Origin of the sequence: Pseudomonas sp. Irchel 3A18 (genome assembly GCF_900187465.1) — a bacterium.
Classification (GTDB): domain Bacteria; phylum Pseudomonadota; class Gammaproteobacteria; order Pseudomonadales; family Pseudomonadaceae; genus Aquipseudomonas; species Aquipseudomonas cichorii.
Map to the genome: position 1 here is coordinate 1 of NZ_FYDI01000005.1, position 25,673 is coordinate 25,673.

The window sequence follows — 25,673 nt, forward strand, 5'->3', positions numbered from 1 at the left end:
CGATGCGCCCCGCTTCGCTGTTATTCACCTGCGCCGCCGTCAGGCGCAAGGCCTCGGTGCTGGTCAGGCGACCGTCCAGGTGGTTGTCGAAGGCGCCGGTGGTGACGGTCACGCCTTTACCGGCAATACGCCCGCTGCGGCTATTGTCCAGGCGACCGCTGGTGAGGGTCAGGCCCGTGTCGCTCAGCACTTCGCCGCCCTGGTTGACCACGGCGTCGGTGACGGTCAGGGTCGAGGCGCCCGTGCTGCGCACCACGCCTTGCTGGTTATCCAGCGAGGCAGCATTGATCGTCAGCGTGCCCGCACTGGAGATCAGGCCCTTCTGGCCGTTCGACACGCCACTGGCCGTGACCTCGACGCTGCCGCCCTGGCTCATGATCCGCCCGGACTGGCGGTTATCAAGGGTCGTGGCCGTGATCCGGGTACTGGCCTGCCCGCTCAGGGTCCCGCCCTGGTTGTTCAGGGTCTGGCTGGCCGTCGCCTGCAGGGCGCGGCTGGCCACGACGCTGCCGGTGTTGGTCAGGTTGCCCGCCGACAGCACGACATCGCCGGTGGTATTGCGGCTGTTGTCGGGATTGATGCCCGCTTCGATGATGGCGGTGTTGGTCAACTGGCCGGTGCTGGACAGTGTGACGACATCCCGCGCCGCGACATTCTGCTGAATCGAAAGATCGCCCGGTGTGGTGACCGACAGCGAGGTGCCTGCATACAGCGGGCCCTTGACCTCGACCGCATTGGCCTTCACCGCCACCGCCCCGCTGGCCACCGCCTGGCTCAGGGTCAGCTGGCCGTTGGCATCGATCTGGATATCACCGGCACTGGCCGCCACATTGCTCGCCAGCCTCACCCCGACACCCGCCTCGGTGCCCACCAGCTTCACCGCCCCGACGTACATGCCGCCCAGGGCCGAGCTGTCGATGGCCAGCTCCGGTTTGGCGCTGCCGTCGTCCGCCAGCGCAGGGTCTGGGCATCGACGTCGTTGCGACCGGCGATGATGTTGAGCTTTTTCGCGTGCAGCTCGGCGTTGATCTTCGCGCTGCGGGTGATGATGTCGAACTGATCGACGTTATCGGCGTTCAGGCCCAGCCCTTCGATGGCCACGCTGCCGTTCTGGACAGTGAAACGCACCAGACCGCCATTGCTGTCGAGCACCGGCTTGCCGGTGGTCAGGGTCACCTGCGGAGTATTGAGAAAACCGCAGCCATTACAGGTGATGCCATAGGGGTTGGCCACGATCACCCGCGCCGCCTGCCCGGCCACTTCGGTGTAGCCCTTGAGCTGGCTGGCGTTGGCGCCCACCACTTCGTTGAGGATGACCTGCGCCGCCACCCCGTTGTTCATGTTCGGGTTGCCGACGATGATCCCGCCCAGTTGGGTCGCGCCGGTCTGCTGGGCAATGTTGTTGAGGATCAGGCCCTGAGCGTCGACGTTGTACTGCTGGAACTGGTTATGCGACAGCCCAGTGGCATTGGGTGTCGCGATATTGACGATCGGCACGCCATTGCCCGCCTGCGCCAGGCCGGTCCCCGACCCACTGACCACAATCCCGTCGGCCTGTGCCCACATCGGCTGCCAGAACATGGCATTGGCCAGGATCAGCGCAATGCCGCGTTTGGGCAGGCCCCAGAAGTGTTCACGCGATTGGACACGGGCCGACGGTTGACGGGCCAGGAAGGCGAGGTGCTTGGCGTCCATGCGGAAGTTTTCCTGCGGGAATCAGAAAGTCTGGAAAGATTTTGAAAAGCAGTTCGCAGTTCAAGGCGAAAACTGATCGGCAGATCAGGTTCTGCTCACCGGAGGTGGGAGCGGGAATGGCCGGGGAAACCAGAGGAGTGGCAGCGTGAAGGACTGGCGAAGCCGTCTTTGGGTGGATAGGTACACTGCGCGAATCCCTGCAATATCATATTGATATCAAATTCGGCGCGATTGTAGATTGCCATCATTATGACGTCAAATTTCTGTATCGACCGTGTGTCGGGTTTGGTACGCGGGCAAGCGGCAAGCGGCAAGCGGCAAGCGGCAAGCGGCAAGCGGCAAGCGGCAAGAAAGTGTGGGGCTGCAAGAAGGTTGTCAGTTTTATCTTTTAAAGACTAATAACGCCGTTAAAAAAATGCCCTCAATAAGAGGGCATATTTAAATAATCCTGTGTCTTTTATTGGCCGTATTTATCAGGCGACCCGAACAAAGCGCTGTTGTTTCTTAGCGTTTTGCCATTCATCTTTCAGGTTCTGCAAGAGACCCTTCATGAACTCGGTATCAGCGGCGGCCTTCTTGCCGACATAGCCCTGCCCTCTGCGGAACATTTTCAGGCAGGCGAGCATTTGCGGGTGGTTTTCCTGAAATTCGCTCTCTGCCGTGCAGGGCGACATGGGGTCGATATGGACCTCACCCGAGTGTTCGATCCAGAGGATATGGCTGTCCAGAGTATCTTTGCGCGCTGCAAACAGACGAGCCAGTTCATCAATAGTTGGATGATTGTTGATATTCATGTTGATGCTCCTTCGCTCGTTAACCTGTTTAAGACCATTGATAGATAAACTTGCCTGTCGGGTGAGAGACAGTGCGTCATGTTCACGTCTTGCAACCCGACCCAGAGGACATGCAGGTAGCCTTTAGATAAAGCCACTACAACAGGGAGGCGTCACGGAGGGAGAGCGTAGCGAAAGCCAAAGACCTGGCTGGCGACCGTTACAAGGTCTGCCACAAGTATCATGAGGACGTTTCGCCAGCTGCTCGCCCTGTCGGACGGGCCATGCCGGGTCAGCTTCATCAATCTGCCTTGTGGGCAGCCTGCATCCGGGGAACATCTCGACGGCTTGCCGAGCCTGTTCAGTACATCTTTTCCAGCGCTCCCGATCAGGGAGACAGCTGCATAATGCAAAAGGAAAAGGCAGGCGTCAACCAATATGTAGTGATTATTTTTGATCACTACATAATTTTTTGAAACCCGCAAAAGAAGCGTCGGCAGTGACTATCCGGTCACTGCCGACGTAGAGGGGCTGCCGGTTTTAGCGGGCAGTGAAAGCGGTGTAGCTGTTGATCAGGTTGCGGTAGTTGGGGATGCGCTGGGAAAGCAGATTGGCCAGACCTTCCATGTCGTTGCGCCAGTCGATCTGCAGTTCGCAGGCCACCGAGAACCAGTTGACCAGTTGCGCACCCGCAGCAGTCATGCGTGCCCACGCGGCCTGCTGGACCGTTTCATTGAAAGTACCGGAAGCGTCGGTCACCACGAACACTTCGAAACCTTCGGCCAGAGCGCAAAGGGTCGGGAATGCCACGCAAACGTCGGTCACCACACCTGCGATGATCAATTGCTTGCGACCGGTCGCCTTGACGGCCTTGACGAAATCCTCGTTGTCCCAGGCATTGATCTGTCCTGGACGCGGAATGTACGGGGCATCCGGGAACATTTCCTTGAGTTCAGGCACCAGCGGGCCGTTGGGGCCTTGTTCGAAGCTGGTGGTGAGGATGGTCGGCAGGTTGAAGAACTTGGCTACATCGCCCAAAGCCAGGACATTGTTCTTGAATTCGTTGGGCGAAAAGTCCTGGACCAGAGAAATCAGGCCAGTCTGGTGATCGACCAACAGAACGGCTGCGTCATCTTTGTTCAAGCGTTTGTACGGGGTGCTCATGGTTGACTCCTTGGTTTTTTATCGACATCCGGTGTTTGCATGCAAGGGTGAAACAATCAGAACGCAAAACATGAACAGCCAAACGCGCCCCAGAACCCCTGGAAGTCGCTGACCGGCACGCTGGAAAGCCGTGCGCGCTCATGGCTGTGGGAGTGCACGGCGCAAGGGCCGCTGCATTGGTGAACCTGGGCCAGTACCGGCGATGCTGGTCGCCAGTGCCCGGCGACTTTTGCAACCGGCGACCAGTCCGGCAGCACAGGCAGACTCGTTGGAGCCAGTTTCTCGAAATCGCCGGAGCCGAAGACGACCTTGCCATCAACGACGGTCAGCACCGACTCGATCCACTTGATGGACTCTTCCTCGACACTGAAGTAGTCCGCCGACAAGGCGACCAGATCCGCCAGTTGGCCAACCTTGATCTGGCCTTTCTTGCCTTGTTCGGACGAGAACCAGGCGCTGCCGTGGGTGAACAGTTCAAGGGCGGTTTCACGAGGCAAGCCTTCGGGATACAGCTCAAGCCCGCCCACCGTGCGCCCGCTGACCATCCAGTACAGCGACGTCCAGGGGTTGTAGCTGGAAACCCGTGTAGCGTCAGTGCCCGCCCCCACCGGCACGCCTTCGGACAGCATGCGTTTGATCGGCGGCGTCATTTCGGCAGCCTTGGCACCGTAACGGTCGACGAAATATTCGCCCTGGAACGCCATGCGGTCCTGGATCGCAATGCCACCGCCCAGCGCACGGACCCGTTCGATATTGCGGGGAGTAATGGTTTCGCAGTGGTCGAAGAACCACGGCAGGCCATTGAACGGGATATCGCGGTTGACCTTCTCGAAGACATCCAGCATCCGGCTGATGGATTCGTCATAGGTCGCATGCAACCGGAACGGCCAGCGATGCTCGACCAGATGCCGGACCACAGGCTCGAGATCCTGCTCCATGCCAGGCGGCAGGTCCGGACGAGGTTCAAGGAAGTCTTCGAAGTCGGCAGCCGAGAAGGTCAGCATCTCCCCTGCCCCGTTATGCCGCAGGAAATCGTCGCCCTGATGCAGAGTGACCGAGCTGGTCCAGTTCTTGAAATCGGCCAGTTCTTCCTTGGGTTTCTGGGTGAACAGGTTGTAGGAAATCCGTACCGTGAGCTGCTTTTCCCGGGCCAGTTGTTCGATCACCGCGTAATCGTCGGGATAGTTCTGGAAGCCGCCACCCGCATCGATGGCGCTGGTGACGCCCAGGCGGTTGAGTTCGCGCATGAACTGTCGGGTCGAGTTGACCTGATACTCCAGCGGTAGCTTCGGTCCCTTGGCCAGGGTCGAGTACAGGATCATGGCATTGGGTTTGGCCACCAGCATGCCAGTGGGATTGCCCTGGGAATCCCGAACGATCTCGCCACCGGGCGGATTGGGGGTATCGCGGGTGTAGCCCGCCACTCGCAAGGCGGCGCGGTTGAGCAAGGCGCGGTCATACAGGTGGAGCACGAATACCGGGGTATCGGGTGCCGCCTGATTGAGTTCTTCAAGAGTCGGCATGCGCTTTTCGGCAAACTGGAATTCATTCCAGCCGCCCACAACACGCACCCATTGTGGCGTCGGTGTGCGGTCGGCCTGTTCCTTGAGCATGCGCAAGGCATCGGCCAAGGACGGAACGCCTTCCCAGCGCAGTTCCAGGTTGTAATTGAGTCCACCGCGAATCAGATGCAGGTGTGAGTCGTTCAGACCGGGAATCACCGTACGCTTCTGCAGATCGATGACCTGAGTGGCGCTACCGCGCAACGCCATCACCTCGGCCTCGGTGCCCACGGCCACAAAACGTCCGCCACTGATCGCCACAGCACTGGCCTTGGGCTTTTCACGATCGACCGTATGAAATTGACCGTTGAAGAGAATCAGTTCGACATTCATTGCAGCACCTTTGGCAAAAGTTTGGGAAGCACCGGCATAACCGGAGAATGGCAAGGCAGGCAGGATCGCCGCAGCGGCGCTCAGCAATGAGCCTTTGGCAATGAAGCGCCTGCGCTGTAAATCGGTTTTTTCATCACTCATGGGTTCACTTTCCTTGTGGAGTCTTCAGCCAAGGGGCAAACAGGCGTGTAGCGGCAGGCATCAACAGATAAACCACCAGCAGAACGATGGTTACCGTCACCAGCGCGTTGCTGACGAGATAACCCGACAGCCATGGAATGAGCGCAAAAACCGGCTTCCATAGCAGGGGAATCAACAGGCTCAACGGCAGGATGACCAAGAAGGTCACGCACGCCTGCTTCCAGCGTGGCGGTGGCCCGACGTCATCGGTCACCGGGGTGAACCAGAACTCGTTATGCGGGTTGACCTGCGTCTGATCACCATCGGCAAGCATAGGCGCGGCCTCCTGCACCAGTTGCCGCCGCTCATCGGAGTCCAGCCAGCTCTGCATGGCTTCGGTGGAGTGAAAACGCAGGACACAGGTAAACAGATGGAGGCCGCCGGACTTTCTGCGGATCACATCCACACCCAGATGTCCCGGATAGCTACCGGCAATAGTGACGATGCGGCGCAGCCAGGCCTCATAAGCCGCCTCTTGTCCGGCCTTGATCCGGTGCTTGATGACCAGGGTGACGACTTCATTGAAGATCGCGCTGTTCAAGACACCTGCTTGTGCATCGAGACGAATGGGATCGGACATGACCGGCAGCTCCGTAAATACAGAATGAAAATCTCCAGGCCAGACGATGTGCTTGACCGAGGGAGATAGTGCCGTTGATTACAGGCCGGAAATTGAATGTATGTGCTGTCTTGTATCTGGATTGATACCCTCGCTCTTCGCGAATGAATTCGCGAAGGCCTTAAATGATCGGCATTGCCATGTAGTGAGCAATGCGCGAGCGCAGCCAGCGCTCTGCAGGGTCGTTGTCATGCACACCGCTCCAGACCATCGACAGTTCGGCAGGCACGATAGGGAATGGCGGATCTTCGGCGCGCAATGAAGTCCCTTCAACCAGCGCACAGGCCGCGTAATCCGGGACGGTGGCAATCAGTTCGGTACCGGCCAGCAAGGCGCGCAAGCCATTGAACTGGGGCACGGCCAATACCACCTTGCGGGCACGTCCGACTCTGGCCAGGTCCAGATCGATATTGCCGCTCAGGTCACCGGAAAACGACACCATCGCATGCTGTCGTTCACAGTACTCATCCAGGCTCAAGGCACCCGGACGGGCATCACCACGAATCACTTTGCAGCCGATTTCGCGCAGCTTTTTACGCTTGGCATTGGCGGGCAGATCCACCGTGTAGCTGACACCTACCGAGATTTCCCCTGAGGCCAGCAAGGCAGGCAGCAGCAGGTAATTGGCCCGGCGAATGACCACGATGATGCCGGGAGCCTCTTCACGAAGCTGCTTGAGTAAGGGCGGTAACAAACCGAACTCGGCATCATCGGACAGACCGATGCGAAAGACATCGCTGCTGGTGGAAGGATCGAACTCCTTGGCCCGGCTGACCGCGCCGGAAATGGTATCCAGCGCAGGCCGGATTTCCTTGAGGATATCCAGGGCTCTGGCTGTAGGCTCCATGGCCCGGCCATTGCGCAGCAGCAGTTGATCGTCGAACAGGTCACGCAGGCGACCCAGCGCAGCGCTCACCGCTGGCTGGCCGATAAATAGCTTTTCGGCGACACGGGTGAGGTTGCGTTCAAACATCAAGGCCTCGAAAATCACCAACAGGTTCAGATCGACGCGGCGTAGATCATTGCGATTCATGCAAGGTTCCAGAGGCTGGATATGGGCAGGCTCAAGTAGGCATGACAGGCTTGCACAAACCTTGTATGCCTGTGCTTTTAATATCCCCCGCAACCGCTCTGCAATAAGCGTTACAACATCGTTTGTTGACCTGCCGCAGGGTCATGTCTGCCAAAGCGGGCTATGGTATGGAATCTCCTTTTGCTGTAAGCGAGCCACCACCATGCCACCCGCCTCCTCCGCAACCTTGTCCATACGCTCAGAGCGGTTGCATACGGGCTTTGTCATTGCCTGGCTGTTCTGCGTCCTCTTCTACTTCATTCAGTATTCGCTACGCTCTGCGCCCGGCGTGATGATGCCGGAGCTGACCCAGGCATTCGGCAAGGATGTGGTGGCAATCGGCGCCCTGATCGGGCTCTATTACTACACCTACTCGGTGTTCTCGATCCTCGCGGGCGCTGCACTGGATCGCCTGGGTGCCAAGTATGTGATTCCTCTGGGCATCCTGATGGTCGCCTCAGGTGCAGCTCTGTTCGGCCTCGGCGAATTGCAGGCCGCGCAGATCGGGCGCCTGCTGCAGGGCGCAGGTTCGGCCTGTTCCTTTATCGGAGCGGTCTATCTGGCCACCCACGGTTTTCCGTCGCGCTATCTGGCAACCGCCGTGGGGTTTACCCAATGCTTCGGCATGCTGGGCGGTTTTGCCGGGCAGTTCGGGGTCGGGCCACTGATTCACGGCACGATCCTCTGGGAGCAGTTCTGGTTCATTTCCGCAGCCTGCCTGGCGGTGGTTGCGATTCTGGTACTGATCGCGACGCCCAAAGGTCATGATCCTGGGCCGGTCAACAGCAGTGGTTCGGCAGGTTCGCTGCTCACGCCATACAAACAGGTGCTGAGCAACCCTCAGTCCTATCTCTGTGGCTTCAGCGCAGGCCTGCTGTTTCTGCCGACTACCATAGGCGACATGATCTGGGGTGTTCCCTTCTTGCGCGAAGGTTTGTCCATCAGCTATGCCGAGGCGGTGAATCGCAGCAGCATGGTTCCGCTGGGTTGGGTGATCGGCTGTCCGTTGCTGGGCTATATTTCGGACCGGATGGGTCGGCGCAAGCCGGTCATGCTGGCCGGTGCCTTGCTGATGCTGGTGTCCTGTGCCGCGATTCTGTATCTGCCCGCCGGCATCGCCCCGCCTTACCTGTTCGGTTTGCTGCTGGGCATTGGTTCGGGAGCCGCGATGATTCCCTACACCATCATCAAGGAGGTCAACCCGGACAACGTGAAAGGCAGTGCAACCGGTGCTATCAACTTTCTGGTGTTTACCTTCAGCGCCCTGCTGACACCGGTATTCGGCCATCTGCTGACCCGAATCGCCGCAGGTGGCGACCTGTCCCTTTCGGTCTTCCAGCAGGCAGGCAGCTACCTGCTGGCGGGTATCGTGATCGCCATGGTGCTGGCCGTTTTCCTGCGAGAAACCGGCCCGCAAGGCAAATGAACATCCTCACGCATGGGGAGGACCTTCAGCCTTGCCCGGCGCTGCATATTGCGGCTTGAGCTTGCCGGCATCGTCCAGCAACCAGGCATCGAGGACTTCCCTGACCACAGGCCCCGCAACCCGGCCTCCCGCCTCGCCGTTCTCGATCATGACGGAAACCACGATTTTCGGATGCTCGGCCGGGGCGAAGCCGACGAACAAGGCGTTGTCCCGGTTGCGCTCCAGAGTCTTGAGGCGGTTGTATCGCTCACCCTGCTTGATCGCCACCACCTGCGCGGTGCCGCTCTTGCCAGCGATGTGATACTGCACGCCCTTGGCCGCGTCACGGGCAATTCCACGCGGATCGTGCATGACCATTTGCATGCCCAGATTGACCTGATTCCATTCGTTCGGATCATGCAGCACGATATTGGGCATCGGATGTTCATCCACCGGCGCCACATTCCCCACCTCGACAGCCAAGTGCGGACGATGCCAGACGCCCTTGCTGGCGATCAATGAAGTCGCCTGAGCCAGTTGCAGCGGCGTGACCTGCATGTAGCCCTGGCCAATGCCCAGAATCACTGTTTCGCCGGGGAACCAGGCCTGACGGCGCGTCGCCCGCTTCCACTCCCGCGAAGGCATCAGACCTGCAGATTCCTCGAACATGTCCAGCGAGACTTTCTGGCCCAGACCGAACATGGCCATGTAGTCATGCAGGCGGTCGATGCCCAGCTTGTGGGCCAGGGTGTAGAAATAGGTGTCGTTGGAACGCATGATCGCGGTGTCCATGTCCACCCAGCCATCGCCGCTGTGGTTCCAGTTACGGTATTTGTGATCGAAATCCGGCAACTGGAAATACCCAGGATCGAACACCCGGGTAGAAGCATTGACCACGCCTGTATCAAGCCCGGCAATCGCCACCTCGGGCTTGACCGTCGAACCGGGCGCATACAGGCCCCGCAGCACCCGGTTGAACAATGGCCGGTCGATGGAATCACGCAGCGCGGCGTACTGCTTGAAGCTGATGCCGGTCACGAACAGATTGGGGTCGAAGCTGGGTTTGCTGACCATCGCCAGCACTTCACCCGTTGCAGGGTCCAGCGCCACCACCGAACCACGGCGATCACCCAGAGCCTTCTCGGCCGCCTCCTGCAAATGCACATCCAGGCTCAGGGTGATGTTCTTGCCCGGGGTCGGATCGGTGTGCTTGAGCACTCGTAATACACGGCCCTGGGCATTGGTCTCGACTTCTTCATAGCCCACATGCCCATGCAGTTCGGACTCGTAGAAACGCTCGATGCCGGTCTTGCCTATGGACTGGGTGCCACGGTAATCGGTGTCCAGCTGTTTGGATTCTTTCTCGTTGATACGCCCGACATAGCCAATCGAATGAGCAAAGTGCGCACCGAGGGGATAGTGGCGAATGAACTGCGGCGCCACATCGACACCCGGCAAGCGGAACTGATTGACCGCCAGCAAGGCGATCTGCTCTTCAGTCAATTCGTAGAGCAAGGTGGCGGGTTCAAACGGGTGGCGTACCTGTTTCAGCTCTTTCTCGAAGAGGATGCGGTCCTCGTCGGGGAGCGACAGGATGCTCATCAACTCGTCGATGACCTTGTGCCAGTCGTTGGCACGCTCGCGGGTCAGGGTCAGATTGAAGCTGGGACGGTTGTCGGCCAGCACCACGCCATTGCGGTCATAGATCAAGCCGCGCTCCGGCGGTATCGGCAGCACATGCACCCGATTGTTTTCGGAGATGGTGGAGTGATAGTCGAACTCGATGACTTGCAGAAAGTACATGCGAGCGATCAGGCAACAACTCAATGTTATGACCAGCAACGCACAGGCCACTACACGCAAATTGACCAGGCGACTCTCTGTCTCATGATCCTTCAGAGGAATGGGATTGGGCATTTCTACAGCTTCTCGGTAATGACAAACGGCGCGCACGACATATGTAAGTAAATATTACGGCGCGCACGATACCAAGAAGTTGAGGGTTGCAGGGGATTGTCTGCCGAGAGGAAGCACCACGCCCCAACAGAGGAACTACTCCAGCAGCGGCTCGGCCGTGGCTTCACGGGCCTGCATGATGCGTGGCATGTTTCCTTCTATCCAGCGAGCCATGGTTTCGACCTGCAAGGCGATCTCCTCCCCCATGGGCGTCAGGCGATACTCGACATGAGGCGGCACCACCGGCAAGGACTTGCGGTCCACAAAGCCATCGTATTCCAGATTCTGCAGGGTCTGGGCGAGCATTTTTTCGCTGACGCCACCGATCTTGCGGCGGATCTCGCTGAAACGATGGGTTCCATCGCGCAACACCACCAGCACCAATACCCCCCAGCGGCTGCACACATGACTGAGCACACTGCGTGACGGGCACTCGGCGGCCATCAGCTCACCCTGACGCCCGCAGATAGCGTTCGATGACTCGGAAGACCGAGGGTCACTTAGAAGGTGGCTCATATACTTACCTTTTAGTCAGTACTTACGAAAGGTTAGCTTAAAGTTTATGCTGGCCTTTCACTTCAATTCAATGAGCTAAAGGGTCCACTCATGATCGTCGTCACAGGTGCAACCGGCCAGCTTGGCCGTCTCGTCATTGAACAACTGCTCAAGCGCGTTCCGGCTTCAACGATCGTCGCGGCTGTACGCAGCCCGGAAAAAGCCGCCGACCTCGCGGCGCTGGGCGTGCAGATTCGCCATGCGGACTATTCGCAGCCTTCTACGCTCGACGGTGCCCTGGCCGGTGCGCACACGGTGCTGCTGATCTCGTCCAGCGAAGTAGGCCAGCGCCTGCCACAGCACCAGGCCGTGATCGACGCCGCCAAACGTGCCGATGTCAAATTGCTAGCCTACACCAGCCTTCTCCATGCCGATACTTCTGTATTGGGCCTGGCACAAGAGCACACCGAAACCGAAAGTGCCTTGCGCGACAGCGGCCTACCTACCGTTATTCTGCGCAATGGCTGGTACCACGAAAACTACACAGCAGGCATCCCTGCAGCCCTGGGCCTCGGTTCGGTCTATGGATGCGCAGGCGATGGCCTCATCAGTTCGGCAGCCCGCCAGGACTATGCAGAAGCCGCCGCAGTGGTCCTGACTTCAAACGAGAACCAGGCAGGTCGTGTCTACGAGCTGGCTGGCGATGAGTCCTACACCCTGACCGACTTCGCCGCGCAGTTGTCGCAACAGAGCGGAAAAACCCTGCCTTACGTGAACCTCACACAGGCCGATTATCAGGGCGCGCTGGAAAACGCCGGTTTGCCCCAACCGATTGCTCACCTGCTGGCCGATTCCGACAGCGGCGCATCCAAAGGCGCGCTCTATGATGACAGCCGTCAGCTCAGCACTCTCACAGGCCGCGCCACCACGCCGGTATCAGTGAGCATTGCTGCTGCCCTGGCTGGATAATCAAGGGCGTCATATCCAATCGAATGTTTTACGGTGACCAGGGTCCCAGTCTATGCAACCGGCATAAAGCCATGAATCAATAGACTGGGAGTCTCTGACATGAACAGCAAATCGTTGATCGCCTGTATGGCCCTGCTGGGCTGCTTCTCTTTCACCAGCCTGCCTGTACAGGCGGAGCAGAAAGTCGAAGAGTCCGCAGACAACATGCACGAACTGGAACTGGGCTCACGGGCACCGCAGCAATTCCAGCGCCCCGACGCCGCCATCAGCGACTGGAAAAGCAAAGGCCTCGCCGAGCCCGCCAAAGAAAGCCAGTGGGTGCGGATCAATGACAAATATGTCCGCGTGCAGATCACCAATGGGCAAATCGTCGATATCGTTCCTGTCTCGAAAAAGTAACCCACCGAATGATTTGCAATGTAGCAGCTCCCAGTGCATAAACCCACCATTCACCGGACCGGGAGCCTGACATGAATAGCAAATCATTGACCGCCTGCATGGCACTGCTGGGCTGCTTCGCCATCACCACCCTGCCCACTCAGGCGGCACAACGGGTTGAAGCATCCAGCACCATCTATCAGGAACTGGACGTCGGCTCACTGGTGCCACAAAGATTCCAGAGCTCCAAGGCCGCCATGGACGACTGGAAAGCCAAAGGCCTGAAGTCACCAGGTACCAATAGCCAGTGGGTGCGCATTCAGGACAAATACGCCCTTGTGCAGATCAGTACCGGCAAAGTTCTGGAGATTGTCGAAGCGCCGAGATGAACAGTCAGAGCACACGCCCTCAGGCTTGAGGGCCTTTGACAGGGAAGGATACAAAAGGCTTGATCTCCTTGAGCACGAACATGCTCTGCATTTCCTTGATACCAGGTAACCTCCGGATGGCGGTCATGGCAAAGTCGGCAAACGAATCCAGATCCCGCGCCACCACCTGCAACAGGAAATCCGCATCGCCACCGATGCTGTAACACGCCACCACATCCTCCAGTTGCATGACCTCCTGCTCGAACTTCTTCGCTTCGGCCTCGCTGTGGCTGTCGATACTGACCCGTATGAACACCATGACACCGAGCCCGATCTTGCGTCGGTCCAGCACCGCCTTGTAACTCAGAATATAGCGATGTTCTTCCAGTTGTTTTACCCGGCGCCAGCAGGGTGAAGCCGACATACCGAGATGCTCGGCCAGGGTCTGGTTGGTGACCCTGCCATCCTGCTGCAAAGCCGTGAGAATCCGGACATCTGTCAGACTCAGCGCTTGATCGGTCATAAATTCCACATTTCGATATCAAACAGGTAGCTTCTACCTGTTTCAGCGTAACAAGCAATAAAAACAGACAAGTTTTCCCCGAGTGAAGGACGTAGCATTTTTCGACCTCGAAGCGACACGACTTCCGAGGAGCGGATTACAGGCTCGCCCCCTTCAGGAGATAAACATGCTGGATATGACCCAAATACTGACTTATTCGGCTGCCCTGGGCATTGCCGCCGCCATTCCCGGCCCCGGTATGGCAGCACTGGTAGCGCGCAGCGTCAGTGGCGGCACGCTTTCAGGCTTTTGCCTGCTGTGCGGGCTGATCCTGGGTGATTTGACCTACCTATCGTTTGCAGTCTTCGGGCTGGCACTCATCGCCGAGCACTTCAACGCGCTGTTTCAGGTGGTGCGCTGGGGCGCGGCCCTGTATCTCTGCTATCTGGCCTGGCAGTTCTGGTTCGCCGACCATCAGGCCATGGAGTCAGGCAAGAAAACCGCAAAGAAGGAGTTGCTGTCCGCAGCCCTCTCCGGGCTGACCATCACGCTGAGCAATCCGAAAACCATCGCCTTCTACCTGGCGCTTCTGCCGCTGGCCATCAATCTGGAAGCTGTCTCGTTAAAAACCTGGGCGCTGGTGCTGGTTCCGCTTACCGTCCTGGTGCTACTGGCTTTCGGAGCGCTGTTCATTTTTGCAGCCGTCCGAATCCGCCATTTACTCTCGGGCCAGTCCGCTCAGCGAAAGCTGTTTCGCGGCGCAGCGGCAATCATGCTGATGGCCGCTGCATCGATGCTGGCCCGTTGACTCCCGTGAAATGATGGGCCCGGATCAATCTGGCCCCCGATAGCCATTTGGGCAGCCAAAACCATTGCTTTTTCCCGCGCTTGGCCTCCAAATACTGTTTCATCAATGTTACATCTTCATCGACTACCCATTTGCCGAGTTTCGCTCCATGTCCAGATCTCTTGCCATCGTCCTTGCCTGTGTATTTTCAACCGCCGTTCAGGCCGCCTGCCCTGCTGGCACTCCAGTCGATACGGCACGCTGGATCTACACCAATCACCATGATTTCTATGTCAGTGGCAAAGGTGGACCGGAGTATCTGTCCAAGAACTTGCTGGGCCTGCTGAAGAAGGACTGGAGTTGCCAGCAGCCAGGCGACCAGTGCGCGATCAGCGCCGATCCTTGGACCGGAACCCAGGATAACGAGGTCATCCAGGCGACCGAGTGGAAGCTGGTGTCCAGTTCCGACAAACAGGCCGTGGTCGAGATGGTTTATCCGCTGGGCGCGAGCACCCAGAGCACTCGCCTGCTGCTGGCCAGGAACCCGGGCGGGCAATGCTGGGTGCTGGACAACCTTCAAGGACCGGACGATGTATCTCTGGTGCAGACCCTGCAGGATTTCCCCTACGAGGGAGACTGAGCAAAGCTGAGACTTGAAATAACGGCCCGCTATGGGTATCAAAGACATTTGCCCCAAAGAGCGAGAACCATGAACACCTTTGAGCAATCGATTATTGAAGCCGCGCAGGACGCCACGCCCAATAACACCGATGCCGAGCGCGCCGCAGCCAAGGCGGACGCCATTGAAGCCGTAGCGCAGATCATGTCTACCACCAGCGGCCTTGAACGCACCCGTGCGCTGGCTGAACTGCTGGATTCGTATTCGGAATCCGACGAGCTGTGAGCGGTTGACAAAATAAACTAAAGCACTGTGCCACTATTGCCGATATACAGAACATACACTCCAACGGACGGGGCTCAATCAAACCATTGGCACGCAACTGCTGGAGTAGAAGCTGGTGCAAATCGAACCACTGAAAGACATTCAGGAGTATTTGCAACGGACAGCAAACGATCTGGAGCAGGTGTCAATGAATCTGGCAGGCCACGTCATGTACCTGCAACACACCTTCCGCCCGACCGAAATGCTTGAAGTCAGCGCCAATATCGAAGGCTTGCAGGCTTCGGTCCAGGATCTGCGCGGCGTTGTCAGGCTGATCGATCAGACGCCTCCTGCCCTCTGACCTGTGACAGGGGCCGGGCAACCTCCTCCAGCGACTTGCGCTCGGCTGCCGCGCCCCAGATGGCCTGCACCAGAGCAGCGATCATCATCAGCCCAGCCCCGATCAGATAGCCGATGAGCACATTGTCGCGATCCTGGGTTTCTATCAGTTGGCCGAACAGCGTCGGGCCAATGATGCCTCCCAGGCCAGTGCCAAAGGCATAGAACACGGCAATGGCCAAGGCACGAATCTCCAGCGGGAAAGTTTCCGACACGGTCAGGTAAGCAGAACTGGCAGCGGCCGAGGCAAAAAAGAAGATCACCATCCAGGCAATGGCCTGCTGTCTGACATCCAGCAGCCCTTGAGCAAACAGATAACCACTGATGGTCAGCAGCACACCGGCAATCGCGTAAGTGGAGCTGATCATGATCCGCCGCCCGATGACATCGAACAGTCTCCCCAGCAGCAGCGGCCCGCAGAAATTACCCAGCGCCAAAGGCAGCACATACCAGCCGACCTGTGCTGACGGGACACCATAGAACTCGGTGAGCACCAGGGCGTAGGTAAAGAAAATCGCGTTGTAGAAAAAGGCCTGGGCCGTCAACAGGGTCAGCCCGACCAGTGAACGCTGACGGAAAGTCACCAGCAGGGTTCGGGCTATTTCCCCCAGCGGCGTGTGATCTCGTGCCTGCAAACGCAACGGTCGACCTTGTGGCTCGGGCAGTACATGCCCCTGACGACGCATATCGGCTTCGATCCGCTCCACGATACGCCAGGCTTCTTCGGGTCGATCATGGATCAGCAGCCAGCGCGGGCTTTCCGGCAGCCAGAGACGCATCAGCAGGATAAACAGTCCGAGAATGGCGCCAATGCCGAAACACAGCCGCCAACCCAATTCGCCTCCCAGCCACTGCGGGTCCAGCAGCAGGATCGAACCACCGGCGCCAAGGGCTGCGCCCAGCCAGAACGTCCCATTGATACTCAGGTCCACCCAACCGCGGTAGCGGGCGGGCGTGAACTCCTGAATGGTCGAATTGATTGCGGTGTATTCACCGCCAATGCCCATGCCGGTCAAAAAGCGAAACAGCAGGAAGCTCCACAGATTGAATGAAAACGCTGTGGCGGCTGTAGCCCCCACATACAGCAGCAAGGTGATGAAAAACAGCTTGCGACGCCCGAGGCGGTCGGTCAGCCAACCGAAGAACAGTGCACCCAGCACCGCACCGGTGATGTACACCGCACCGGCCAGGCCGATATCACTGTTGGAGAGCTTGAGAACCGGGCTGTCTTTCAGAGCACCCGCCACAGAGCCGGCCAGGGTCACCTCCAAGCCGTCAAGCAGCCAGGTGATCCCCAAGGCTATTACCAGCAAAGTATGAAACCGGCCCCACGGCAACCGATCCAGCCGCGCAGGCAGATCCGTCTCGAAGACACGCCCCTGCCGGGATTGCGGAATGGTGGTCATGGCCGGCTTCACTCAAGGAAAATTCATGCATCAGGATAAGCGCATCAGGCAGGATCAAAACCCGCCCGATGCAGCAATAACGACAACTAAGCGGGCTATCAGGTTTTTACCCACTCAACATTGGTGATGCCAAAATGTTCAGCATGTGGCTTCGTTACACGGGGTACTTTCTCCAGTCGGTATTTGGGAATACGAGCCAGACCGGCGTCTACACTTGCGTGGTGCCATGCCTCGGCGTTGTCCATATTATCGGCACGGATATAAAAACTCTTGAACGTTCCGTTTAATAAGTAATCAATCCGGTAGTGTTTGGGCAGTGCCATTATTAGGCTATACCTCTTGTGTTGTGACTATGGACTAGAGATGACACAAAACCGAACCAGAAAATTCATTCTTTTTTAATAACAGGCGACCAGTGAACCCATATTGTCTGACACCAGGACAATACTCAGCGAACTCCCAAACGTTTGGCAAGACGACTCAAGTTTGCCCGATCCACCGATAATTCCCGCGCCACCTCGACCCATTTGCCTTGATGCCGCTCAAGCGCATCGACAATCAATGCTCGCTGATAAGCGTCCACAGCCTCCTTGAGCCCCTGCCCTGCGGCGATCGCAAGGCCCGCGTCCGGCACACTGGCCACCGGTGTGCCTGGCAGTTGATCGTCGAGCCCAAGGGCATGGGCTTCGATGGTCAGGATCCGCGGCCTGTCCGCATGGCCAGACAAGGCCTTGAGAACCGCACGGCTGATCAAGTGCTCCAGTTCACGCACATTGCCGGGCCATGCATGGGCAAGCAACAGCTTCTGGGCCTCGGCATTGAGTCGCAGGCTGCGCAGCCCCATGCGCATGCGGTTCTCTTCCAGGAAATAGCCGGCCAGCAGCAACACATCACGCCCCCGCTCGCGCAGAGGCGGCACGTGCAGAGGATAGACGCTCAGCCGATGGTAGAGATCAGCGCGGAAACGCCCTGACCGGACTTCCTCGGCCAGATCCCGGTTGGTAGCGGCGATGATGCGCACATCCACACGATGTTCCTGATCAGAGCCGACCCGCTGCAACTGGCCGCTTTGCAGTACACGCAGCAGCTTTGACTGTACCGGCAGCGGCAACTCGCCCACCTCATCCAGAAACAGCGTGCCGCCGTCAGCCAGCTCGAACTTGCCGCTACGACCATTGACCGCACCGGAGAACGCGCCCTTGACGTGTCCGAACAGTTCGCTTTCTACCAGGGTTTCAGGCAGGGCCGCGCAGTTGAGACTGATCAAGGGCTTGTGCGCCCTTGAGGAATGCAAGTGGATCGACTCGGCGACCAACTCCTTGCCGACCCCGGTTTCGCCGGTGACCAGCACGGTCAGCGGGCTGTTGCCGACCAGCTGTATTTCCTGCTGCATACGCCTGTGCGCAGCACTCTGGCCGATCAGTTCACGCGGTGCCCGACCGCCTGCTGCCCGTTTGTAGACCTCGGCCAGTTGCCGCTGCTCTTCATAGTTGCGACCCAACTGGCTGATCCGGTCACTGGCCATGACGGTTGCAGCAGCCAGGCTGGCAAATGCCTGCAGATTCTCAAGGTCCACACTGCCGAAACTGGAAGGGTCCAGAGAGTCCAGAGTGATAAGCCCCCAGGGCTTGTCCTGAAAATACAGCGCGCATCCCAGACAGTCATGCACCTCCAGTTGGCCATGCCCTTCCACCAGACCGTCATAAGGGTCAGGCAGGTCGCAATCCATGGAGAAACGCACCGGTCCCTGGCTTTCCAGCAGTATCCTGAGCCGGGGATGCTCCTGCACCCGGAACCGGCGCCCCAGAGTGTCCGGGCTCAAACCATCGACAGCCAGCGGGATCAGTACGTCGCCCTCAAGCCTGAGCAAGGCCACGGCATCGCAAGGCAGCCATTGGCGCAAGGCATGCAACAAGCGTCGATAGCGCTCCTCTTGCGGCAGCTCGCGGGTGAGGTCGGCCACCAGAGGCACCAGCGCCGACAGCAAGAAATTGGGCATTACGACTCCTGAATCATGGCCGAAACAGGTCATTATGACTCCACACAGTGTTAATGCGACATTTATATTCCCTGACAGGTCGTCTCTTTTTCTTTACAACTAACCCCTACTGACGGGAACAAATGTTAAATAGCTGAAACCGTTCAGCCGTTATACCAAGCCATTTCGCTCCCGGATTTTCTGACGCCAGCCCGATGACGAAATGGCCATACCCCCTTTAACTTTATTGAAGTGGCATTCGTTCACTTTCGTTCCATAGTGCTCACAGAGATTAACAAAGTGTGCTCCATGCCCGTCATTCAAGGGCGACCCCTTGCTGGTTAATCCTTTAGTTATGGATCTTGAAGAGCGCTTTATTAAATCAGGCGTTGCTTTGCCATGTCCGCTGATCTCCCGCCTCGAAAACGAGTGGCTCTATGAAACGAATCCTTATTATCGGCGCTACATCCGCCATCGCCATTGCCTGCGCCCGGCTATGGGCCGTACAGGGCTGTGATTTCTTTCTGGTGGGACGCACTGCCAGCAAACTGCACGCCACCGCAGCCGACCTCAAGACCAGGGGCGCAAAGAACATCACGCTTCATGAAATGGACGCCACGCATTTTGCCGAACACCCGAAAATGCTCGTCGACTGCCTCTCGGCAATGGGCCAGATCGATGTCGCCCTGATTGCCCATGGCACCCTGCCCGATCAGCAAGCCTGCGAGCAGAATGTGGGGCTGATGCTCCAGGAGTTCATCACCAATGCCGCTACGGTGATTGCCCTGCTGACCTTGCTGGCCAGGCAATTCGAATTGCAGCGCAGCGGCAGTCTGGCGGTGATTTCTTCCGTGGCGGGTGACCGGGGTCGGCCTTCCAATTATCTGTACGGCTCGGCCAAGGCGGCCGTCTCGACATTCAGCGAAGGTCTGCAGGCCCGCCTGTTCAAGGTCGGCGTACATGTAATGATCATCAAACCAGGCTTTGTCGACACGCCCATGACTCGGGGCATGTCGCTACCTGCGGCACTGGTCGCGCAACCCGGACAGGTCGCTGAACGCATCGTCAGCGGTATCGAGCGCAAGACGACGATCCTCTATGCACCGGGTTTCTGGGCCTTGCTCATGTGGGTGATCCGTTCGATTCCCCAGCCACTGTTCAAAAGGCTCGATCTGTAACTCAAGCGCCATCCTCCACTTGCCCGCGAGAACCCTCCATGAGCCCGGACAAAAACCAGCGCGCCTCGTCATTGCTCCCTCTCATTCCCCTGCTGCTGGTGTGTGCCGCGATTGCCGCAAGCTTTATCGCCTCCAGCGGCCCTATCCAGTGGCGAGACAACGGCCTGTTGCTGGTCGATGCCAGTCAGGGTCAGTACTTCAGCCAGTCACTTGGCCCGGTAGAACATCCCCTCTATCGGTTCGTCACGACTCTGTTCTTCCAGTTATTCGGCCCTCAGACCTTGAGCCTGCTCAACTCGATGCTTCTGCTGCCGCTGGCCTGGATCATCTATCAGTTAGCCACGAGCGCAGGCGCCACCTCACGTCAGGCCATGCTCGCCGCCGTGGTCAGCGTGCTCTCACATGCCGTGTTCTGGGTATCGACCAAGGCAGATGTGTATGTGCTGCATACCTTGCCGGTGCTGCTTGCCTACTGGGTGCAGTTCAGTGCAGGACCGCGCCTGGGTGATTCCAGGAAGCTGCTTGTCATCGGCCTGCTGACCGGGCTTGGCGCTGCGGCTCACCAACTGACCTTTGTGGTGCTGCTGCCGCTCTACATCCAGTTACTGTACCGGCACAAGCTGCGCACTCTGATGACCCTGCCAGGCTTCATTGCGGGTATCGCTGTCGCCTTGCCAGCCATCGTCCATGACCTGCAGGCCCCGATGAGCATGCTGGAAATAGGCCGCCGCTACTTCACCGGTTCGTCCGCCATTGTGGGTGACGTCAACCGGGAAGGCAGTCTGCTGCGCTTCAATATCATGTGGTACGAGAAAAAATCCGTAGGCTTGCTGCTGCTCTCATTGCTGGGGCCGCAACTAGTGGGGCTGCTCGTCTTTCCCCGTGGCAAAAGGCTGCGCCTGCTGTGGAGCGCTGCGCTGCTGAATCTGGTGTTCGCGGCTTCGTACAACGTGACCGATCGCTTTGTCTTCTTTCTGCCGGGCGTTGCGCTGTTCAGCATCCTGGGCGTGATTCAGCTTCACGCGTTACTGGCCCGCTGTCGCATGAGAACGGCCCTGCTGAACCTGTCTGCACTGACTTCGCCCATCGTGATTCTGTTCGTCTACTTTCTCTACAGCAGTGGCCTGATCCGCTTGCCGACGCATATCGAGGCGCTGCCGTTTCGCGATGACATTCATTACTTCATGGCGCCTTACCTGCCAGATCGATCCGCCGAACGCTTCGTACGGGTCTATGAAGCCTCAGTGCCCGAAGGCGCATTGCTGATTGCCGACCCAGAACCCATGGGTGCCATGCGTTCGGCCCAGTCATTCGGTCTGCTGCGCGGGCGCAAACTGGCGATATGCAGTGAAGCCGCGCAGATCCATTCCTACCTCGACGCCCGCGGCGCGTATCTGACCCGCCTGAGCTACTGCGCCATGGTTGCCGAGCAATACCGGCTGGAAAGCTGGACGCCAGGCTATGCACTGCACATGAAGTGAGTTTCCTTGCGGAGAAGCAGACCCTCACCAAAAAATACTTGCACATAAAGTATTACGGTATACCATCAGACAAAACAAACTAACCCACACGTCTGAGCTGCATCACCACACAGCATTGCGGTATACCAAAAAAATATCGGCTCCGCCCTTCTGAGGCGCCACGATTGAACCGAGGTGAGTGTCATGAAATTTTCGTTGTTCGTGCACATGGAACGCTGGGATGAGCAAGTCAGCCATCGCCAGTTGTTCGAGGAACTGACCGAACTGACGCTGCTGGCCGAAAAAGGCGGATTCAGCACCGTCTGGATCGGCGAACACCATGCAATGGAATACACCATTTCTCCAAGCCCGATGCCGCTGCTGGCCTATCTCGCCGCCAGAACCAGCACTATCCATCTGGGCGCAGGCACTATCATTGCTCCGTTCTGGCACCCGTTGCGGGTAGCGGGCGAATGCGCGTTGCTGGACGTCATCAGCAATGGCCGCATGGAAGTGGGTCTGGCTCGCGGCGCCTATCAGGTCGAGTTCGATCGCATGGCTGGTGGCATGCCAGCCTCTGAAGGCGGCAAGGCCCTTCGTGAAATGGTCCCTGTGGTCAAGGCCCTGTGGCAAGGCGACTATGCACACGACGGCGATATCTGGAAATTCCCCACCTCCACCTGTGTGCCGAAACCGGTCAATACGCCACCGATGTGGATCGCCGCCCGCGACCCGGATTCCCACAACTTTGCGGTGCAGAACGGCTGCAACGTCATGGTCACGCCGCTGATGAAAGGCGATGAAGAGGTTCTGGACCTGAAGAACAAGTTCCAGGCCGCGCTGGACAACAACCCAAGCGTCCCTCGCCCGCAATTGATGGTCCTGCGCCACACCCACGTCCACACTGCTGACGAGCCCGAAGGCTGGAAAGTCGGCGCGACCGCGATCTCGAAGTTCTATCGCACCTTCGATGCCTGGTTCGGCAACAAGCAGACACCGGTCAATGGCTTTCTGGCGCCAAGCCCGGAAGAGAAATTCAAGGAACGCCCGGAGTTCGAGCTGGAAAACATCCGCAAGAACACCATGATCGGCACGCCGGAAGAAATCATCCCGCGCATCCGTTACTACCAGGAACTGGGCGTCGATGAGTTCAGCTTCTGGTGTGACAACAGCCTGTCGCACGCCGAGAAGAAGAAATCGCTGGAACTGTTCATCAAGCACGTAATACCAGCGTTTCGCTGAGTCGTCTGCAGGAGCGGATTTATCCGCGAAAATCGCGAATGAATTCGCTCCTGCTTCAACTTCCTTTAATGGTTATAAGCACGCTCATTGTGCTCGGCCAGATCCAGCCCCATCTCTTCCACCGATTCATGAGCACGCAAGCCGATCAGGGCGTTGACGAGCTTGAGAATCCCCCAGCTGACCACGAAGCAATAAACCGTGGTGAACAGCACACCCTTGATCTGCGCGATGACCTGAGCGCCCATGCTCACATCCGGCACCAGACCGCCCATCGACGGTAAACAGAACACACCGGTCAGCACCGCACCGATCATGCCGCCCACACCGTGCAGGCCGAATACATCCAGGCTGTCGTCATAGCCCAGGCGCTTCTTCAGGACGGTCACGCTCAAGTAGCAGAACACGCCACACAACAAGCCGATTGCCAGGGCTCCGCCGACACCGACATAGGCGCAAGCCGGAGTAATCCCCACCAGGCCGGCCAATGCGCCGCTGGCCAGACCCAATGCGCTGGGCTTGCCGACCTTGAACCACTCGGTAAACATCCAGCCCAGAATACCGGCGCAAGCGCCTACCTGAGTATTGAGCATGACGATGCCCGACGTGCCGCTCAGGCCGCCGCCTGAGCCGATGTTGAAACCGAACCAGCCGACCCACAGCATCGCCGCACCGGCCATGGTCAGGCTCAGGTTATGCGCAGGCATTGGCGTGTTCTGATAGCCCTTGCGCTTGCCCAGCACCAGACAGGCCGCCAGTGCCGCAACCCCGGCATTGATATGCACGGCGGTGCCGCCCGCAAAGTCCAGCACGCCCCAGTTATGCATCAAGGCCCCCGCTCCGCCCCAGACCATGTGCGCCACCGGCGCGTAGACCAGAGTGAACCAGATCGCCATGAACAGCAGCGCTGCCGAGAACTTCATGCGCTCGGCAAAGGCACCTGCAATCAGTGCCGGGGTGATGATGGCGAAAGTCATCTGGAAGGTCACGAACACCCCTTCAGGAATCTCGCCCACCAGACTGTCCGGCGTCATGCCCGCCAGAAAGACACGGCTCAGGCCGCCGACAAAGCTGTTGAAGGTCACTTCACCTTCAACCATGTTGCTGGTGTCGACCACCATGCTGTAGCCGTAGATGATCCACAACACACCCACCAGCCCTGCAATACCGAAACACTGGGTAAACAACGAAAGCATGTTCTTGGCCCGCACCAGACCGCCATAAAACAGCGCCAGGCCAGGCAGGCACATGAACAGCACCAGCACGGCGGCGGTGATCATCCAGGCGGTGCTGCCGGTATTGAGAACAGGGGTTTCGGCCGCCAGGGCCAGAGGAGAAAAAGCGCCGACTGCCAGTAACGCCAGAAGGGATTTGCCGATAGGACGATTAACCATTATCAAAGCTCCTGCATGGGAATGGAAAGTGTCGGGCAGAAAGCAGAGTGGCTTGAAACTGCGGGCCTTTGCGGCCTCTTTATAGATAAAACTCCGTAGGAGCGAATCGGGCGGCGCTCCGCACATTCGCGAATAAATTCGCTCCTACGGGGGGATCAGTACTGCTGACCTGGAATCCAGCTGGTTCCGGCCAAAGGCACTCGCGCCATGGCTGCAGACTCCACCGTCAGCGCCACCAGATCCTCGGGATCGAGGTTGTGCAGGTGCGACTTGCCGCAGGCGCGGGCCATGGTCTGGGCTTCCAGCACCAATACACGCAAGTAATTTGCCAGACGACGCCCGCCTTCGACCGGGTCCAGACGCTTGGACAGTTCCGGGTCCTGAGTGGTGATACCTGCCGGGTCGCGGCCGTTCTGCCAGTCGTCGTAGAAACCGGCCGCCGAGCCGATCTTCTTCAACTCCTCGTCCAGACGCGGATGGTTATCGCCCAGCGCAATCAGCGCCGCCGTGCCGATGGCAACCGCATCGGCACCGAGGGCCATGGCCTTGGCCACGTCGGCACCGTTACGAATGCCGCCGGACACGATCAGTTGCACCTTGCGATGCATGCCCATTTCCTGCAACGCCTGAACGGCCTGAGGAATGGCTGGCAGAATCGGGATGCCCACGTGTTCGATGAACACCTCCTGAGTCGCCGCCGTACCGCCTTGCATGCCATCGAGCACAATCACATCCGCACCGGCCTTGACTGCCAGCTTGACGTCGTAATACGGGCGGCTCGCACCGATCTTCACGTAGATCGGCTTTTCCCAGTCGGTGATTTCGCGGATCTCGGCAATCTTGATTGCCAGATCGTCCGGGCCGGTCCAGTCCGGGTGACGGCAGGCCGAACGCTGATCGACACCGATGGGCAGCGTCCGCATGCCCGCAACGCGCTCAGTGACCTTCATGCCCAGCAGCATGCCGCCACCACCCGGTTTGGCGCCCTGCCCCAGCACGATTTCGATGGCATCGGCCTTGCGCAGATCATCAGGGTTCATGCCATAGCGCGATGGCAGGTATTGATAGACCAGGTGCTGGGACTGACCGCGCTCTTCCGGGGTCATGCCGCCGTCACCGGTGGTGGTGCTGGTACCTGCGATGGTCGCGCCACGGCCCAGTGCTTCCTTGGCATTGGCCGACAAGGCACCAAAGCTCATACCCGCGATAGTCACCGGAATCTTCAGGTGGATCGGCTTCTTGGCGAAACGATTGCCAAGGATGACATCGGTCCCGCACTTCTCGCGATAGCCTTCCAGCGGGTAGCGGGAAACGCTGGCGCCGAGCAGCAGCAGGTCATCGAAATGCGGAAGCTTGCGTTTGGTGCCGCCACCGCGAATGTCGTAGATGCCGGTTTCAGCAGCACGCTGGATTTCCTGAATGGTCAGGCGGTCGAAGGTCGCGGACTCGCGCAGGACTGGAGTTGGTTTGTCACTCAT

The 25,673-nt window shown here is 58.6% G+C and carries 24 protein-coding genes and 1 pseudogene; 11 read left to right on the forward strand and 14 right to left on the reverse strand.

The window, feature by feature from the left end:
• The 6 genes and pseudogenes from CKW23_RS10965 to CKW23_RS10995 form a co-directional block, all read right to left on the reverse strand.
• Positions 1-1,695, reverse strand: a pseudogene (locus CKW23_RS10965) (filamentous hemagglutinin N-terminal domain-containing protein); the annotation flags it as partial.
• A gap of 473 nt (positions 1,696-2,168) precedes the next feature.
• Positions 2,169-2,489, reverse strand: coding sequence for a hypothetical protein (locus CKW23_RS10970; protein ID WP_025259969.1), 321 nt, complete (start codon positions 2,487-2,489; stop codon positions 2,169-2,171).
• Positions 2,490-3,008: 519 nt separating this feature from the next.
• Complete coding sequence (gene ycaC, locus CKW23_RS10980) at positions 3,009-3,632, reverse strand: isochorismate family cysteine hydrolase YcaC (RefSeq protein WP_025259968.1); 624 nt, start codon at positions 3,630-3,632, stop codon at positions 3,009-3,011.
• Positions 3,633-3,688: 56 nt separating this feature from the next.
• Entirely contained in the window at positions 3,689-5,527 is a 1,839-nt protein-coding gene (locus tag CKW23_RS10985; protein WP_025259967.1) for an amidohydrolase, read from the reverse strand.
• Positions 5,528-5,672: 145 nt separating this feature from the next.
• Positions 5,673-6,287, reverse strand: coding sequence for an antibiotic biosynthesis monooxygenase (locus CKW23_RS10990; RefSeq protein ID WP_095067566.1), 615 nt, complete (start codon positions 6,285-6,287; stop codon positions 5,673-5,675).
• Positions 6,288-6,447: 160 nt separating this feature from the next.
• Entirely contained in the window at positions 6,448-7,359 is a 912-nt protein-coding gene (locus tag CKW23_RS10995) for a LysR substrate-binding domain-containing protein (RefSeq protein WP_025259965.1), read from the reverse strand.
• Between the two features lie 202 nt (positions 7,360-7,561).
• Here CKW23_RS10995 and CKW23_RS11000 point away from each other — a divergent pair, with 202 nt between their 5' ends.
• Entirely contained in the window at positions 7,562-8,824 is a 1,263-nt protein-coding gene (locus CKW23_RS11000; RefSeq protein ID WP_025259964.1) for an MFS transporter, read from the forward strand.
• 6 nt (positions 8,825-8,830) lie between these two features.
• Here the strand turns inward: CKW23_RS11000 and mrdA are convergent, their stop codons facing one another.
• A complete protein-coding gene (mrdA, locus tag CKW23_RS11005; protein WP_025259963.1) occupies positions 8,831-10,720 on the reverse strand; it encodes a penicillin-binding protein 2 in 1,890 nt (629 codons plus the stop codon).
• Between the two features lie 135 nt (positions 10,721-10,855).
• Entirely contained in the window at positions 10,856-11,275 is a 420-nt protein-coding gene (locus CKW23_RS11010; RefSeq protein WP_025259962.1) for a helix-turn-helix domain-containing protein, read from the reverse strand.
• Between the two features lie 90 nt (positions 11,276-11,365).
• On the opposite strand from CKW23_RS11010, the gene CKW23_RS11015 reads away from it, so the two are divergent.
• The 3 genes from CKW23_RS11015 (at position 11,366) to CKW23_RS11025 (ending at position 12,990) form a co-directional block, all read left to right on the forward strand.
• Entirely contained in the window at positions 11,366-12,223 is an 858-nt protein-coding gene (locus CKW23_RS11015; RefSeq protein ID WP_025259961.1) for an SDR family oxidoreductase, read from the forward strand.
• 99 nt (positions 12,224-12,322) lie between these two features.
• Positions 12,323-12,622: an RcnB family protein gene (locus CKW23_RS11020; RefSeq protein ID WP_025259960.1), complete on the forward strand. Its 300-nt coding sequence runs from the start codon at positions 12,323-12,325 to the stop codon at positions 12,620-12,622.
• Positions 12,623-12,693: 71 nt separating this feature from the next.
• On the forward strand, positions 12,694-12,990 hold the full coding sequence (locus CKW23_RS11025) for an RcnB family protein (protein ID WP_095067567.1): 297 nt from the start codon (positions 12,694-12,696) through the stop codon (positions 12,988-12,990).
• Positions 12,991-13,009: 19 nt separating this feature from the next.
• Here the strand turns inward: CKW23_RS11025 and CKW23_RS11030 are convergent, their stop codons facing one another.
• On the reverse strand, positions 13,010-13,492 hold the full coding sequence (locus tag CKW23_RS11030; protein ID WP_025259958.1) for an Lrp/AsnC family transcriptional regulator: 483 nt from the start codon (positions 13,490-13,492) through the stop codon (positions 13,010-13,012).
• 166 nt (positions 13,493-13,658) lie between these two features.
• On the opposite strand from CKW23_RS11030, the gene CKW23_RS11035 reads away from it, so the two are divergent.
• From CKW23_RS11035 to CKW23_RS11050, 4 genes are all read left to right on the forward strand, one after another.
• A complete protein-coding gene (locus CKW23_RS11035; RefSeq protein ID WP_025259957.1) occupies positions 13,659-14,279 on the forward strand; it encodes a LysE family translocator in 621 nt (206 codons plus the stop codon).
• Between the two features lie 148 nt (positions 14,280-14,427).
• Positions 14,428-14,898 (forward strand): hypothetical protein, encoded by a 471-nt coding sequence (locus CKW23_RS11040; RefSeq protein WP_025259956.1) that lies wholly within the window; start codon positions 14,428-14,430, stop codon positions 14,896-14,898.
• A 69-nt stretch (positions 14,899-14,967) separates the two neighbouring features.
• Positions 14,968-15,162, forward strand: coding sequence for a hypothetical protein (locus CKW23_RS11045; RefSeq protein ID WP_025259955.1), 195 nt, complete (start codon positions 14,968-14,970; stop codon positions 15,160-15,162).
• Between the two features lie 115 nt (positions 15,163-15,277).
• The gene (locus CKW23_RS11050; RefSeq protein WP_025259954.1) at positions 15,278-15,502 is read left to right on the forward strand and encodes a hypothetical protein; all 225 of its coding nucleotides are present in this window, start codon (positions 15,278-15,280) and stop codon (positions 15,500-15,502) included.
• Here CKW23_RS11050 and CKW23_RS11055 read toward each other — a convergent pair.
• The 3 genes from CKW23_RS11055 to norR all read right to left on the reverse strand — a co-directional run bounded on the left by CKW23_RS11055 (position 15,468) and on the right by norR (position 18,945).
• On the reverse strand, positions 15,468-16,946 hold the full coding sequence (locus tag CKW23_RS11055) for an MFS transporter (RefSeq protein ID WP_095067713.1): 1,479 nt from the start codon (positions 16,944-16,946) through the stop codon (positions 15,468-15,470). The two genes, CKW23_RS11050 and CKW23_RS11055, sit on opposite strands and share 35 nt — an antisense overlap.
• 98 nt (positions 16,947-17,044) lie before the next feature.
• Positions 17,045-17,269 (reverse strand): DUF6555 family protein, encoded by a 225-nt coding sequence (locus tag CKW23_RS11060; RefSeq protein WP_038399834.1) that lies wholly within the window; start codon positions 17,267-17,269, stop codon positions 17,045-17,047.
• 125 nt (positions 17,270-17,394) lie between these two features.
• Positions 17,395-18,945 carry a nitric oxide reductase transcriptional regulator NorR gene (norR, locus tag CKW23_RS11065; RefSeq protein WP_095067568.1) on the reverse strand — a complete coding sequence of 517 codons (1,551 nt, stop codon included), beginning with the start codon at positions 18,943-18,945 and terminating at the stop codon, positions 17,395-17,397.
• A 416-nt stretch (positions 18,946-19,361) separates the two neighbouring features.
• Between norR and CKW23_RS11070 the strand changes: the two genes are divergently transcribed.
• The 3 genes from CKW23_RS11070 to CKW23_RS11080 all read left to right on the forward strand — a co-directional run bounded on the left by CKW23_RS11070 (position 19,362) and on the right by CKW23_RS11080 (position 22,804).
• The gene (locus CKW23_RS11070; protein WP_095067569.1) at positions 19,362-20,102 is read left to right on the forward strand and encodes an SDR family oxidoreductase; all 741 of its coding nucleotides are present in this window, start codon (positions 19,362-19,364) and stop codon (positions 20,100-20,102) included.
• A 38-nt stretch (positions 20,103-20,140) separates the two neighbouring features.
• Positions 20,141-21,583 carry a glycosyltransferase family 39 protein gene (locus tag CKW23_RS11075; RefSeq protein WP_095067570.1) on the forward strand — a complete coding sequence of 481 codons (1,443 nt, stop codon included), beginning with the start codon at positions 20,141-20,143 and terminating at the stop codon, positions 21,581-21,583.
• Between the two features lie 183 nt (positions 21,584-21,766).
• Positions 21,767-22,804, forward strand: coding sequence for an LLM class flavin-dependent oxidoreductase (locus CKW23_RS11080; RefSeq protein ID WP_095067571.1), 1,038 nt, complete (start codon positions 21,767-21,769; stop codon positions 22,802-22,804).
• Between the two features lie 65 nt (positions 22,805-22,869).
• Here the strand turns inward: CKW23_RS11080 and CKW23_RS11085 are convergent, their stop codons facing one another.
• Positions 22,870-24,195: an ammonium transporter gene (locus CKW23_RS11085; RefSeq protein ID WP_025259948.1), complete on the reverse strand. Its 1,326-nt coding sequence runs from the start codon at positions 24,193-24,195 to the stop codon at positions 22,870-22,872.
• 155 nt (positions 24,196-24,350) lie between these two features.
• On the reverse strand, positions 24,351-25,673 hold the full coding sequence (locus CKW23_RS11090) for an FMN-binding glutamate synthase family protein (RefSeq protein ID WP_025259947.1): 1,323 nt from the start codon (positions 25,671-25,673) through the stop codon (positions 24,351-24,353).